This is a genomic window from Veillonella parvula, from assembly GCF_902810435.1.
Lineage (GTDB): Bacteria > Bacillota > Negativicutes > Veillonellales > Veillonellaceae > Veillonella.
Map to the genome: position 1 here is coordinate 2,093,098 of NZ_LR778174.1, position 13,963 is coordinate 2,107,060.

15 protein-coding genes are annotated in these 13,963 nt (G+C 35.2%); 2 read left to right on the forward strand and 13 right to left on the reverse strand.

Features of this window, described 5'->3' with window-relative positions:
- The first annotated feature begins 318 nt into the window (after window positions 1-318).
- Both FNLLGLLA_RS09550 and FNLLGLLA_RS09555 read left to right on the forward strand, forming a co-directional pair.
- Window positions 319-1,623 (forward strand): cytosine permease, encoded by a 1,305-nt coding sequence (locus FNLLGLLA_RS09550; RefSeq protein ID WP_156697355.1) that lies wholly within the window; start codon window positions 319-321, stop codon window positions 1,621-1,623.
- 5 nt (window positions 1,624-1,628) lie between these two features.
- Window positions 1,629-1,793, forward strand: coding sequence for a hypothetical protein (locus tag FNLLGLLA_RS09555; RefSeq protein ID WP_174892422.1), 165 nt, complete (start codon window positions 1,629-1,631; stop codon window positions 1,791-1,793).
- 57 nt (window positions 1,794-1,850) lie between these two features.
- Here the strand turns inward: FNLLGLLA_RS09555 and FNLLGLLA_RS09560 are convergent, their stop codons facing one another.
- The 13 genes from FNLLGLLA_RS09560 to tnpA all read right to left on the reverse strand — a co-directional run bounded on the left by FNLLGLLA_RS09560 (window position 1,851) and on the right by tnpA (window position 13,828).
- Window positions 1,851-2,369, reverse strand: coding sequence for a hydrolase (locus FNLLGLLA_RS09560; protein ID WP_156697356.1), 519 nt, complete (start codon window positions 2,367-2,369; stop codon window positions 1,851-1,853).
- Between the two features lie 20 nt (window positions 2,370-2,389).
- A complete protein-coding gene (locus FNLLGLLA_RS09565; protein WP_232054993.1) occupies window positions 2,390-3,343 on the reverse strand; it encodes a DNA-processing protein DprA in 954 nt (317 codons plus the stop codon).
- A 27-nt stretch (window positions 3,344-3,370) separates the two neighbouring features.
- Complete coding sequence (locus FNLLGLLA_RS09570; RefSeq protein ID WP_156697357.1) at window positions 3,371-4,003, reverse strand: amidophosphoribosyltransferase; 633 nt, start codon at window positions 4,001-4,003, stop codon at window positions 3,371-3,373.
- 409 nt (window positions 4,004-4,412) lie between these two features.
- Window positions 4,413-4,598 carry a hypothetical protein gene (locus FNLLGLLA_RS09575; protein WP_156697358.1) on the reverse strand — a complete coding sequence of 62 codons (186 nt, stop codon included), beginning with the start codon at window positions 4,596-4,598 and terminating at the stop codon, window positions 4,413-4,415.
- A 39-nt stretch (window positions 4,599-4,637) separates the two neighbouring features.
- Entirely contained in the window at window positions 4,638-5,960 is a 1,323-nt protein-coding gene (locus tag FNLLGLLA_RS09580; RefSeq protein ID WP_174892423.1) for a type II restriction enzyme, read from the reverse strand.
- The gene (locus tag FNLLGLLA_RS09585) at window positions 5,953-6,789 is read right to left on the reverse strand and encodes a DNA adenine methylase (RefSeq protein WP_156697360.1); all 837 of its coding nucleotides are present in this window, start codon (window positions 6,787-6,789) and stop codon (window positions 5,953-5,955) included. The genes FNLLGLLA_RS09580 and FNLLGLLA_RS09585 overlap by 8 nt, the downstream gene beginning before the upstream one ends.
- 97 nt (window positions 6,790-6,886) lie before the next feature.
- A complete protein-coding gene (locus FNLLGLLA_RS09590; RefSeq protein ID WP_156697361.1) occupies window positions 6,887-7,249 on the reverse strand; it encodes a hypothetical protein in 363 nt (120 codons plus the stop codon).
- Window positions 7,250-7,289: 40 nt separating this feature from the next.
- Window positions 7,290-8,027: a DUF6339 family protein gene (locus FNLLGLLA_RS09595; RefSeq protein WP_156697362.1), complete on the reverse strand. Its 738-nt coding sequence runs from the start codon at window positions 8,025-8,027 to the stop codon at window positions 7,290-7,292.
- Window positions 8,014-8,943: a hypothetical protein gene (locus FNLLGLLA_RS09600; RefSeq protein WP_156697363.1), complete on the reverse strand. Its 930-nt coding sequence runs from the start codon at window positions 8,941-8,943 to the stop codon at window positions 8,014-8,016. The genes FNLLGLLA_RS09595 and FNLLGLLA_RS09600 overlap by 14 nt, the downstream gene beginning before the upstream one ends.
- Window positions 8,930-10,894, reverse strand: coding sequence for a hypothetical protein (locus FNLLGLLA_RS09605; protein WP_156697364.1), 1,965 nt, complete (start codon window positions 10,892-10,894; stop codon window positions 8,930-8,932). The genes FNLLGLLA_RS09600 and FNLLGLLA_RS09605 overlap by 14 nt, the downstream gene beginning before the upstream one ends.
- A gap of 355 nt (window positions 10,895-11,249) precedes the next feature.
- A complete protein-coding gene (locus tag FNLLGLLA_RS09610) occupies window positions 11,250-11,858 on the reverse strand; it encodes a hypothetical protein (RefSeq protein ID WP_156697365.1) in 609 nt (202 codons plus the stop codon).
- A 319-nt stretch (window positions 11,859-12,177) separates the two neighbouring features.
- Window positions 12,178-13,044, reverse strand: coding sequence for a sigma-70 family RNA polymerase sigma factor (locus FNLLGLLA_RS09615; RefSeq protein ID WP_156697366.1), 867 nt, complete (start codon window positions 13,042-13,044; stop codon window positions 12,178-12,180).
- Between the two features lie 319 nt (window positions 13,045-13,363).
- Window positions 13,364-13,828: an IS200/IS605 family transposase gene (gene tnpA, locus FNLLGLLA_RS09620; protein ID WP_038125930.1), complete on the reverse strand. Its 465-nt coding sequence runs from the start codon at window positions 13,826-13,828 to the stop codon at window positions 13,364-13,366.
- Window positions 13,829-13,963 lie beyond the last annotated feature (135 nt).

A 13,963-nucleotide genomic window follows, 5' to 3' on the forward strand; every position in this document is an offset into this window, starting at 1 on the left:
ATTAGTATACTACACTCGTGAGAACGTGCCTATGGATTGACCTATTGTAACATTAAGACTTGCTAGTAATATAGGAACTATAATATAGAAGCTATTATTCTCAACATTGCTCAATATGCATAGTATACATATTGAATATTCATTTCCCGTATGTTTTAATGAAGACAAATACCATTCGTTTATGACAAATTAAATATGCATCCTTTATTAGAGAAATCCACTATATTTACACTACATAATAGGTCTTTACTACCATGCTTATATAAATCTCAAAACGCATCATGGTAGCTTTTTTATTACGTAAAGGAGTATAGATGTATGAGTAAGGAGAAATTAGAGTTTGTTGAACCAGTTGATACAAACACAGATAATGAGTACTCTAGAGAGCCTGTCCCGTTAGGGGCAAGGAAGTCCTGCTTTTCTCTCACCATCGTTTGGACTGGGTTCGTTTTTCTTGTTACTAGTATGATGGCTGGTGGCGGATTAGCTGCGGGGCTGACTTTCAACGAATTACTATTAGCCATGATCCTAGGGAATATTTTCTTATGTATCATCGCAGGTCTAGTGAGTGTAATTGCCTATAAAACAGGCCTTACCTTTGCTCTTTTGACTCGATACAGTTTTGGTCAGGAAGGATCTAGAATTGCCTCTCTCTTCGTACCTATCGTCAATCTAGGTTGGTACACTATTCAAGCGGCCTTATATGGACATTTTATTGCTCAAGTATTCAACCTTTCCTACACAGGCGAAGTTATTGCTATGATGCTCAGCGCCGTTATCATGGGTATCTTTGCAGTTCTCGGCATTAAATCCCTCGCCGTATTCGGCTATATTGCGATTCCGTCCATCGTATTCCTTTCCCTAGGAACGGCGGCTCGCTCGGTTCAAACAATCGGTGGCTGGCAAGAATTATTTAACTATGTGCCATTACAACCTATCGATTTACTGTCAGGCATTACCATCGTTATCGGTACATGGATTCTTTCCACTGCTACATGTATCGCCGATATTATGCGTTATGGTAAAAGCAAGAAAGATGTTATTACAGCGAGCACAATCGGTCTATTGGGCGGCAATACGTTGATGATTAGCTGCGGTGCTATCGCAGGCGTTGCTATGAATGATGGTGACTTAATCAACGTACTATTAAGCTTTGGCCTCGTGTTCCCAAGCTTACTATTGTTGACTACAAATATCTTTACCACAAATGGTGCAAACCTATATTCCACATCATTGAACCTAGCAAATTCTTTCAAACTAAACAGAAATATTATGCTAGCCGTGCTCATTGCTATCTCTGCATTAGCAACAATGACACAACCATATAAAATCGACTCCCTCTTTGTATTCTTAAGTACACTAGGCATCATTGTTCCTCCACTATGCGGTATTATCTTAGCGGACTTTTACCTGGTTCATCGCGGAAAATATATCGATTACAATAAAGCGACTTTCAAAAAATGGAATCTAGTTCCATGGATCACATGGGCCATCGCATTGGTCTGTGTTAAATTTATACCATTCGGACTGGCTTCGCTGAACGGGATTGTAATCGGTGCCCTACTGTACGCAGTCATTACGTATATTGTTAAACCTAATGTTGTTAGTGAAAGCAAAGGGTGATTATCATGGCAATTCATAAACTATCTGCTATACTAGGCACAATCATTATGGGCATCGGATCCTTTATCACCTGTCTAGCCACTAATGAAAGCACCATTACCCTTGGTAACGGCATGCTCGTGGTGAGCATTATTATGATGGGATTTGGATATTCGAAATGGCAACCCTAAAGAAATAAAACTTAGATAAAATAAAGAGCTCTACCTCAATTGAGGTAGAGCTCTTAACTATACAACAACTTCTTTAACTTTAACACCCTGTAACTGTAAATATATGATTACATTTCTATCATCCTCGTAAAAGCATAACTCATTCTTTTCACAGTTAAATATCTGACAAAACTCTTGAATACCAAGACATATGTCATCTTGGCTTTTATCGCTAAAACGAATATGTTTATAATCTGTAATATTATTATAGTCTAAAATTTTTTCAATTCTACTCGGATCTGCAGCAGTCCATAACCCGACCATATTTACGTTTACTTCTTGCAAAAGCTGATATAGTTCTTCATTAATACTGATAAGATGTAAATTCTCACTCACATATGTTTGTTTCATTCGTATAATATCATTCATTTCTGCATTCGTCAGAGATGGATACCATGACGCAACAACCGTTCTTGTGATTCTTTTACAAGGTGCTAATGCTTTCAACCCCAACAAGGATAAAGCAAATATGTATGCTTTATTATTTAAATCATTAGTGAAGAATAATGTATTATCTATATCGAGTATATGAAACAAGGATTCCTCCTAATATAATATTAGAATAAATTATCTTGCTTTGTACTAGTCACTCTTTCTAAAGTGCTAATTCTATATTTTGCTATTTCATCAATGGTGATGAAAGCAGGATTCTTTCGAGCAGCTTTTGCTAACACTTTTACACTACCCGCCTCAACAAACTGTTTATTTAATTCCATTTCATCAACATGACTATCTTGCTTTTCATCATACATAACACAAGCTTGATGTTTGTATTTCAATGCTTTATTCATAGCATGTCTAGCACCGCTATCACCCTTTTTTACAGCATAGCTTGCAATTAGGATAACAACCTTTGCAAACATAGCTTGTAAACGATCTCTCTCGATATAGCGCTTAGTCATCTCAAATCTAGGATTACTAGGTGATGTATAGTATTCACTTATAAGTAACCCATCAGTCTCTACAATCTGTTTTGCTTGTTTTGTATGTTCTTTAGGTAAAACTTCATTTATAGGTGATGGTAATATAGCAATTGTTTTACCAGCTAGTCGCATACATTCTTCATGAGCAATTACATCACAACCTTTAGCAAGACCACTAACAATAACTTGCTCTTCCTTTACAAGCTGTGAAACAATCTTTCGCTCTCGTTTTTGAATATTTTCACTAGGGCTTGTATGTCCAATAACAGCAACATTATTATTCAAGTGATGTAACAGAGATATATCGCCCTTATAAAACAACAAATAAGGTCTATCACCTTTCGCCTTAACAGTTGGATTGATAAGAGGAAAATCTTGATCAAATATACATATTACTCCATCAAGAGCAGTATTAGTCTCTATCTCTTTAGTTAACTGATTCACCATATCAATTACTTGAATATCATCCTTTATGGCACTAAGAAAGTTAGACTCGGAGTTATATAGTTTATGAAATTGTGCTCTTGAAGGTATAGTACCTACTATTTGGGCTGCCCATATTTTAAGTGCTATATCACTAATATTCACAGTCTTACCTCTTTATAAATCAACATATTAATTATTATGTTGTGTACGTCCGATAACATATAGTATAACTCTTTTAGCTCCCGCATCTAGTAACGCCTGAGCGCAATCCTCATCAACATTTACTTTTGGAGTATAAATATCATCAACTAAAATGACAACTTTATCTCGTACCATATCAGCATTAATGTGACAGGTAGCCTTTGTAATTCCTTTATATGGTTCAGGTCCATTATTAAAGTATCCTCGTAAAAATTTACGTAAATGGGTTGTTTTCGTTTCTGTATGTCGCTTAATACACTCTGTACCATCTATCATATTAGGATAACCATTAGCACGAAGCATCCGTACACAATCTTGAATTGTGAGTCTAAACCCTAATTGGGATGGTCGTGTAAATACCTTAGACCGAGGTACTACCACAATCACTGCTTCATCTAATTGACGCTCCTCCATAATAGCAGGTAAATCCTTATGTACTATATCATACACTTCCTGCCGAGCAGCATCAATACGCCTTTGACCCTCATCATTAATTAAGTTTTTCAAAACATTCAAAAAATCTGGGTTACCTGGTTCTTGATAATGAAGATATGGCTGATGATAATAAACAAGAGTATGCTCAGACAAGTAATCATTTTTTCTAATCGTGAAACGTTCCATAAAAACCTCCATGTATATAAACCAAATAAAAAAATGCCTAAATACAAACAACTTTATTATCGTTAACACTAAAGGATATAAGTAGCTATATGATATAATTCAAAATACATTAATCGCTACTTTTGTAAAAACATTCATCACGTCTATTTATAGATGTAATACTTTTATACTCTCACATTAATATATATTCTTATTTTATCATCTTATCTTCATAATTCAAAATATCGCCATTAACTATAATTATGAGTCATAATATCCAGCTTAAACTTTAATACAAGCATGTATATTTTCATATAATCTTATTTATATAAGCATATTATTTACTTGCCTAATAAAAAGTCCGTCTAGTATTAGAATACAAAGTTCTAATACTAGACGGACTTTTTATTATTATCCTTATACTAAAATTTCATCTATTAGAATTAGATCGACAAGCTTTACACCAAGATTGATTTCTAACCTGTCCACCACTAGACATTTGTCGATAGCCAAAATCACTAATAGGCTTTTCAATATGACAATGTGGGCAGATTCGAGTAGGTTCACTACCATCAAATCCATGCGATTGAATTATAGGTCGTTCATTATTACACATATATATCACCTCTCAATTAATATAAGTAATAACATATTTTTAATTATTAATAGTACTAATAATCCAGTTAATCCAAGAAGTCACTGTTCCTGCTCTTCTTTTATTAGTGGATTTGCTATATGGTAGTTTAGTTTTAGGATCTACAACACCAGACTGCAAAATAATAGTAATAATTTCTTCTTTAGACGGCATCTCTTCATTATCACAATACGCTTTATACGTTAGATAAAAGACTTTAAAAGATAAAATCCTTTCTATCAACTTTAGCTGTCGTTGTTTATAAGGCATAGAAAACAATTCATACCCTAATTTAGTTAAACAATAAGAACGATGTCCATCTTCATCTATACTTCGTTCTACAAAACCTAAGTATCTTGCTGCATCTAAATAATAAGAAGATTGACGTGTATCAAAGGAATATTCATCAGTTATGGAGTCTTTTTCCATATCATTAATATATAACAATTCACAAATATTAATTACACGTTCAAATGAATCCGCCTGTGGAAATGGTACTAATGGTTCTCGATTAAATCGCACTATATCCATTATCATCTTCACATCCCTTCTCGAGATATGTGTATTTTCTAAGCAATAACGTTTGTGCTTAACTAATTCTAAAGAATTATAGTTCTGTAGATCAGTAAATTTATATTCATATAAATAAAAAATACTATTAGAATAAATTAAAAATACTGGACGAACAGGTTTATCCCCCATTTTACGTTGCCAAGTGCGGAATGGGTAATATAATTGATGAATCAAAAAATTATCTGATAAATCACGCTTAGCTTCCATAAAAGCCAAGCTACGAATACCTTCAAAAGCTGCATCAATTTCAATCTGAGAATTTTCTACATTTATAAATGAACTGATAGCTACATCATCATTATATAAACTTGCATAAAAACTAAAGTTTTCAGAACTCATACGCCCTGCAACAGTAGGTAATAACTTCTCATCCTCTAAAAAATCGCCTAATATACCTGATATATAGGCCATATTTAACGCTTTGCTTTCACTATTTATAGAGTGTACATCAAGACTCTTAATATATTCAGGCGGAGTTAAATACGTTATATCAGAGTCTATAAATTCAAACTTATGATAGGCTTTTATACGAGATATATAATAATCACCCCTAGTAATAGGTAAAATCGTCAAATCATGTTCAAGAAATAATTTTGGCCGCTCATCATAATGATCAAATTTAACTGCTAAACGTGGCTCATAAAACTCTTTAATTTCATCAGCAGAAATCTTATAATAACCATATTTATTAACAGATTCAACTATATTATATTTAGTATTCAAATTATCCCAAGTAATATCTACTTTTCTAGCTTTTACCGCCTTACTCATAGTTTCTTACAATAACCTCATCTACACAGCCGCGTTTTGAACCTACGGAATTAATAGCACGTTTTGCAGGAACAATAGTAATATTAAAATCACTATAAATATCTTGTATAAATTCTGTTGCAGAGTTTGAAAGCATAAATTTAATACCAGCCGCATCAAGATTCCGACAGCAATCACGTAAAGCAATTTGATCTTCTCGACTAAATCCTCCCGCATTATAACCAGTAAAACTGGCTGTTACAGATATTGGATCATATGGAGGATCCAAATAAACAAAACTATTTTCTGGCAAACCTTGAACGGCTTCAGAATAGCTCGTATTCAATATAGTCACGTTAGCCGTATTAAAGTATTTATTAACAGCACGAAGTGTACTTTCATTAACAATATTAGGTTTTTTATAGCGTCCAAAAGGTGTATTAAACTCACCAGCACTATTTACACGATATAATCCGTTATAGCAAGTCTTATTCAAAAATATAACACGCGCAGCCTTATCAATATCAGTTAACTCATTATAAACCGCTGCATTACGGTCCCAACCTCGAACATCATAAAAGCACTCTTTTGTGTTCTCGAATTGCTCCAACCTTTTAATCAATGCGTCTACATTATCTTTAATAGCTTGATAAACCCCGATTAACTCGCTATTAATATCATTGATAATTACGTTCTCTGGTTGCAGTGCAAATAATACAGCACCACCACCAATAAATGGCTCGCAATAGCTAGTGTATGTCTCTGGGAACAACGGCATTAAACGTTCTAATAATTGACGCTTACCACCAACCCATTTCACCACAGGTGATGCTAAATCAATCTTACTCATACATGCAACCCCTTTCTAAATACTCATATTATTGTAACCTATATGAGTAGGAGAAATCTATTAATTTGTAAGAATAATTTGCAACATCTATGATTAATTACCGACCGATTCTAAAATATGTCATACTAGCAATATCTTTATCATTAACCTGATAACGACCTAATGACCATTGTTCTGGTCGGTCCATAAATACTATAAAAACGATAATTCCGAAGAAAAGTGCGGCCGAAGTCGTATCTTTTTTACATGCTAAATAAATAGGATAAAACACAGTCTCTGTCCAGTCATGTCCAGGTATCCACCCTGCAGTATGCACTTCAGGATTTTCATCAATTCTTTTATTTAACTCATCAACTACGGCTTGATAATCTTCATTACTAATCTGTTTTCGCCAAGCTTCAAAACTTTTTTTATGTGGAATCCTAGTAATTACTTTCCCCGTATCAATATTAATCAACATCTAATATCGCCTCGCTTTGCTTTAGTGTAACTAAAATTAATTAGCTAACTCTTAAGTATTCTTGATACTTATCAAATACATAATGATAAATGTCATCTTCTGTCATCACATCTAGAATTTTAACACTACCTAGGCGAGAAACGTCTTTAGCCAAATCATCATAACAAGATGATCTTTCTTTCCCAGATTTTACAGTGTCATAAACAGCTCTCATAAATCCCATTACAATATGTTTTTCGCTAGAAAAAGTTCGCCATGTAAGCTCTCTAAATCTAGAAGGACTTTCAAATGTAAACTTTGTTAGATAATATCTATCTATATTATGATCTTCATCAACCGTTAGAGCTACGCGATAATAACAACGAGAGATGATTCCAAAGAATAATCCCCTTCGACCACCTAATAACCATTGATTGTTAAATGATGAAACTTCTTTTTTCTCCATCATTACAAGTGCTACACTATAGCATCGTTTAAACATAAACCATAACCAAAAGTATTTATTACTCAATATATAACGCGGTAAATGCTTAAGCTTTTCATATAACAGAATCGAGTTTCGTGTGATTGTAGCAATATCCGTAGCTGATGCGGGCATTTCTAAAACAAAGTCATCAATTTGATAGGCTTTAGCTTGAAATGCTTTTCCCTCTGCAAGTGAGTCCACCCAAGAAGAATCGTTAGGATTTTCAATAAAGCAATCTTTATATGTCTCAATATTTTCTTTTAGCTCTTTATATGCGGCTTCAGTCATGTAGCCAATATTAATCTTCCCCATCTATCTCACCGCCCTTAAGAATCATATTTGTTGCGTCTTGAATCGCATTGATATTCATATTGTTAAATACAGTTTGTGCAAACTCTAATGCCCCACAACCGGTAAATATTTCCATCGATAATTTATTTTTTTCAACTACATTATAGGCACGTACAACAGATTTAAACCATGGATACGATTCAATTACATCCGTTATATCTGTATATCCTCTAAATTCTTCTTTAATATTATTAAAAATATCTACTAATACAGGAATAACAATTAAGCCCATAAATATATTCATAAAATATCGACTATGTTTAACATTTGAATATTCTTCAAATCGATCTGACGGCAAATAGATATATATTTTAGACTCACCCTTAGATGCTTCATATTGCAAATATTTTTGTGTAACTTTCCCTCGTATAACCTCAAAAATAGATTCTGCTACATTATCGGCTAAATCATTATGTTCAATATTAATTGAGAAGCCATCATCAACACCTACAATATCATATTGATTTAAATCAAAATCTATACCCTCGAAATCATCAATGAAGTTTAAACTTCTATAATCCGCTATATTTTGTGTTGCATATAAATATGATGAAACGGTAACCTTACCACTTAAGCTGTCCAAAGGTATATATATGGTTTGTGGTACTAAAGAAAGCTTATAAGTCTGACGGAAAACACTTTCAGGAGATTCAACAACAAGCATAGGTTGTAATAATCCATTCTCCACATAAGTAGTCAAAGTATCATCAACTAATTCAACATAAATATCTTGTAAAACTAAATCATGTCTATCATCTTTAATCGGATAGTCAGGATAACCAAAAGCAAGTTTATAACAAGCATTATCTTTAAAGTCAGACAATGCCTTATTTCTATTTACCACTGGATATGGAAATAATCGATTACCTATTTGCATAAAACTCTACCCCTGTTGCAAATCTACTCCCTTTACTCACATTATAAGAAACAGTATATTTCTTACCAGATTCTAAGCTAATTCCTTTTATTACACCATCTTTTATAGTGCAAGATTCCCCGTTAATTTCAGCTGATATAATGTCAACTTCATAAGTATCAGATGACTCACCAATTTCCTTAATAACGATATCACAATTCGCTTCATTACAATTTGATACGAATGTAAGTAAGAATTTCTCCCGAGATTTATCATACATATTCCTAGAGCGAATACCGCCTAAGAGCTTTCGAGTATATCCCTTTTTAGGAGATGATTCATCTATATCAGTATTATTTGTATTAGTAGGATGACCTGCATCTACAGATGTACCGCCCCCAACGTGAACACCGGTTGAACCTTGATCTCCTTCAGGGTTGGAAATCTCTGCATTATTTTTGCTATCATCTCCTGATACAGGAGTAGTAACACTACGATCCATTTTATCGTCTTTATCATTTTCTAGTTCAACACGTTTATAATCAGCTTGATTCTGTCTAATCTTACCAATATGAGTAAATTCTTTCGAATCGCCACCTAACGCCTCTCCATCTAAAGGTTCTGAATCCTCTACGCTAGGTAAATAAGCGCCAGCCCCAGCTATATCTGTTTTATCGCCCACTTCTGTTTTTAACGCCTCATTAATCGCTCTAGAGATAAGGTTTTTTAATCTACTAAGTGTAGATTTTGCATTAGATTGTGCTTCCTCACCTTCTAAACGCTCCCAAGACCAGGCTGTATGTTCTGCATTCTCCATACGACGTAGAGCTTCATTTAAATCACCATTTTCAATAATACACATAGCTGAATATGGTATTAAACGACCTACACCATGACTAGTGATTTTCATATATGGATATCGGATAATATCACACGTCCCTGTAGCTCTATGACTTTCACCTTGAGAGTAACTTTTTACCAAAACATTAATAGGTCCATAACCTTTTACTATTTTTTCAATATGAGTAACATTATCTACAGATGTTAAAAGCTCATATTGTGCCATTATAGACTTTAAGCTACTAGCATCTTTACCTGGAAAAGAAGTAACGTCATAAATAATTTTTTTAATTGTATCTTTACTTAATGTAATGTTATCAACAGTAACTTCTAATAACCCTTTGACAAAAGCAACCATAAAGCTATCCAATAACTTAAACATTAAATCAGACTTCCAGTTTGCTCTATGCCCAAAACCAATCAAATATAAATCGGTACCATAATCACCATATGCTCGAGTAAAAGTAAGATCAAGGTATAATTCACTATCTACACATGGGAAACTATCTTCTTTACATCCATAGTATCCTTCTGCAACAGACATTTTATAACCATCCGCATCAATTGGTACAGAGCGTAACTTTGAAATACCTATATAACCCTTCTCTTCTCGTTGTGTATAAGTAGAATAGAATACTGTTCTTGTTCCACTTGCAACAAAAGCTGCAGCCTTACCAATACCCTTTGAGCCACCACTACCAGCACCTTTAAAACTAGTACCTGATGTTTTAGTTAGATTATAAAATGGCACACCACGTTCAAATGTAGAGACACCTATCAATCCAGTGGTATTAAAGTCACTAATACGAAGACATGGAATAATTGGCAAATTAATCATAGAGTGTATTGCCTGAATAGCAGCACCTTCTTTTTTATCATCTTTACGATATTGGTAACAAGCTTCAATTTGCTCAGATAATTCCTCAATACCTGGAATATCATTACGAGCAACATCAAAAGTACTAAACTCTATACGCGTAGGATGAATACCTCTATTAGCATCAATAGAGTTTTGACATATCTCCCGCGCCAATGAGCCAATAGGATCTTTCTTAAAAATATCAATATCGCCCGTCTCTAGACCATATTCCATGCCATTACCGTTATCAGGAAAACGCCATTGTAAACACATAATCAATACCCCTTTACATATACACGGTATAACTTTAGATGTAATCGTATTACACTTATACGGAACTGATGATTCATTAATACATCATGAATTCTTCATCTTTTATGATTATAGCTTATAAATATAAGATTTATATAATATTTCTCTAAAAATTAATATTTTATAACTGGATATATTAAGCTACAAAATATAATATAGACAAAATAAAACCACCCCTAACCAGGGGTGGTTCTAATTTTAGTATCTAATATTAATATTTACTGCTCCCGCAGTTTCATTTCTTTTCTTATACGCCTATCCTCCTTTTCCAGATTTCTCTCCACCCTCCTACTTCTACTTTCACCGTCCAACGAATTTATCTCGTTAGGTCTCTCCAGGCGATAAATAGTTCGGCCACGACTTGAGGGTTTTGGCTGAGTTTGATGCGGGCTAGCATTTTTCGCACGTAGTTACAGTGTTCTAGCATCGCTTCGTTCAGTTTGTGTTTGACATGACGCGGGGATTGGTACACCAAGATGGGTGCAAAGTCCGCCACATGAATATAGCTCGTATCCGGTTCCGGACCTTCCGTAACGATGTATTCATAGGGTATAGCCACGTTAAAGAGGCCGTACACCACGTCCTTGCCGATAGGGCGGCGACATTTAATATGAGCAAAGGTTAGATGCGGACCATAGGTCTTGGGTGCCGTATAGCTGCTACGCCGACCATCGCTGGTCATGATGTAATTGGGCCTCAGCCCTTCCTGCATCGCCAGCTCTCGCGTAATCGTGCGCATCGGCAGATGGACCATTTCTTCCCGTCCATCCACAAAATAACACTTCGTACTGTCCCCACCACTAGGTTGATAGGTAGGAATAAAACAAACAATGTGATTCTTTGGATTCGTGTAGATCAAATCCAAATCTTCTCCCTTAGATAGCCGAGCGACCATTAAATCTGTTAGTTTATCATCTATTGCCATGGAATCCTCTCCAATCTAATCAGGAACATTCCTTTCAACAATACAATGAACACGTGTTCTGTGAAAGCAGATTAGCATGCTTTAATCTGCTGCTGACTTAATTGTATATCAGCCTGTATAATTTGTAAATATATATACAAAACTATAGAAGTTTATGTATAATTAAAGACTTTATGATCTTGTAAAAGTTATATATACCTTTATGTGTCATTATTTTCTCATTTAAATTGAGAATTGCATATTTTATGTATATTCGTTAATCGAGATTAAAAGAAATATGCAATATATAGGATATAAATAAGAAATTAAATTATAATAACTAATGTATATGCAAGTCTTCAAAGTCCGTACTCAAATATCTACGCAGCTTTCGAATAGCTCGTTCGTGACGCCGTTGGATGGCTTGGCGGCTGCAATTCAACTCTTCACTAACCGATACCAAGCTTTGACACTCACCATAGACACGGCGCAGTAGGTCCCGTTGATCAGGAGATAGTCTGCCTAAGGCCCATACGAGGCGTGCTCGCAATCTATGCTCTTCGTCGGCACTCATTACCATATCCGCCACATTCTCGCCAGATGCGAAGATATCCATACCAAAGGCGACTTCTCCATCATCGGTGGTACGATCTGGGATGTGAATTTCACGGCGATAACGCAATCGCTCCCGCTTCCAGTACCTCATGTAACCGTACATGATGCCAGCTTTCACAAAGCCTGCGAACGGTACGGGTCCGTCCAAATCAAAGCTATAAATCGATTCTATGAGGATGGCCCAAAGATAGCTCTCTACGTCCTCACGGAACTCACGGTTTCCCATGCGATTCGTATAGTGCAAGATGAGCGGTCGATACCTGCGACAGAGCTCGATTTGTGCCGCATCATGACGAAGCTCATCAACGGACCACGGTTGATACCCTACCGTCTGAATCCTCATATTTGGCTTCTGACAAATGGACACGAGACTCTTGTCCGACAAGGACGATAAAACTTGATGACCACAGACGAGGGTCTGTAATTTCAGTTTCTCTGGAATACTTCGGCTAGACTCATCAGCTTTCGATAATAAAGAATGAGATGGTAATGCCTGTGTTTCTAATTTTTTTGACTGATAGTTGTCATGTTGTAGGTTTGCAGTTTTAATACATGTTCTTTGTACTAAAGGTTCTTCGTTGGTATATAACATAAATCCCCTTTCCTGCCATGGCATAGCGCTTATGTACACAATACCGCGGAAAGAGTGTTTTGACAAATCCGCAATTCCTTGGAATTTCCCTATATTCTGTTATATTTGAGCCTTTATTTCTATCCAAAGTACAACATAAGTATGCGATTAAAAGGGTAATTGCTGAAAATATATAATCATAACCACCCGTAGAACGGGTGGTTTGCCCTGACCCTATAAGGGTCTTTCTCTAGTGGTGGCCCTCTAAAGAGGGCATTGAATGATCTGACAACCACTCTATTACCACTGGCTGCCCCCTACTCGGGGGCTTTTATTTTGCCTATTTTACCGGCTCACCCGTAAACGGGTCGGTATATTCTTTAAAGTTTAATGTATCTTGTGCTATATCTTCTTGTAACTGATTGCGAATATACTCTTTTATCGCTCCTTCATATCTTCCCACCGTATCCACATAATATCCTCTACACCAAAAATGTCTATTTCCATACTTATATTTTAAATTTGCGTGTTTATCGAATATCATGAGGCTACTTTTGCTTTTTAAATATCCCATAAAACTTGATACGCTTAAATGTGGTGGAATTGTTACTAGCATATGTATATGATCCGGACAGCATTCTGCCTCGATAATTTCTACATTTTTTCTCTTACATAAATCTCTTAGAATTTTACCTACATCAGCTTTTATCCGACCATAAATTATTTGCCTTCTATACTTTGGAGCAAAAACAATATGATATTTACATCTCCATTTACTATGTGATAAGCTTTTTACGTCATTCATTGACATTGAACCTCCTATGTTGAAATGTTGTGGTTGCCAGACCAACTCCATTTTAGCACTAGGAGGTTCTTTCCTTTTCTCTAAGAAATTTTACTGACCCCCAGTTTAACTGGGGGTTTAGTCATGCCTATTCGG

Bases quoted from the DNA above. Each gene is read 5' to 3' on its own strand.
- FNLLGLLA_RS09570 (WP_156697357.1), bottom strand. From the start codon at position 4,003: ATGGAACGTTTCACGATTAGAAAAAATGATTACTTGTCTGAGCATACT.
- FNLLGLLA_RS09600 (WP_156697363.1), bottom strand. From the start codon at position 8,943: ATGCAAATAGGTAATCGATTATTTCCATATCCAGTGGTAAATAGAAAT.
- FNLLGLLA_RS09615 (WP_156697366.1), bottom strand. From the start codon at position 13,044: ATGTTATATACCAACGAAGAACCTTTAGTACAAAGAACATGTATTAAA.
- FNLLGLLA_RS09595 (WP_156697362.1), bottom strand. From the start codon at position 8,027: ATGGGGAAGATTAATATTGGCTACATGACTGAAGCCGCATATAAAGAG.
- tnpA (WP_038125930.1), bottom strand. From the start codon at position 13,828: ATGAATGACGTAAAAAGCTTATCACATAGTAAATGGAGATGTAAATAT.
- FNLLGLLA_RS09610 (WP_156697365.1), bottom strand. From the start codon at position 11,858: ATGGCAATAGATGATAAACTAACAGATTTAATGGTCGCTCGGCTATCT.
- FNLLGLLA_RS09555 (WP_174892422.1), top strand. From the start codon at position 1,629: ATGGCAATTCATAAACTATCTGCTATACTAGGCACAATCATTATGGGC.
- FNLLGLLA_RS09590 (WP_156697361.1), bottom strand. From the start codon at position 7,249: ATGTTGATTAATATTGATACGGGGAAAGTAATTACTAGGATTCCACAT.
- FNLLGLLA_RS09605 (WP_156697364.1), bottom strand. From the start codon at position 10,894: ATGTGTTTACAATGGCGTTTTCCTGATAACGGTAATGGCATGGAATAT.
- FNLLGLLA_RS09550 (WP_156697355.1), top strand. From the start codon at position 319: ATGAGTAAGGAGAAATTAGAGTTTGTTGAACCAGTTGATACAAACACA.
- FNLLGLLA_RS09585 (WP_156697360.1), bottom strand. From the start codon at position 6,789: ATGAGTAAGATTGATTTAGCATCACCTGTGGTGAAATGGGTTGGTGGT.
- FNLLGLLA_RS09580 (WP_174892423.1), bottom strand. From the start codon at position 5,960: ATGAGTAAGGCGGTAAAAGCTAGAAAAGTAGATATTACTTGGGATAAT.
- FNLLGLLA_RS09575 (WP_156697358.1), bottom strand. From the start codon at position 4,598: ATGTGTAATAATGAACGACCTATAATTCAATCGCATGGATTTGATGGT.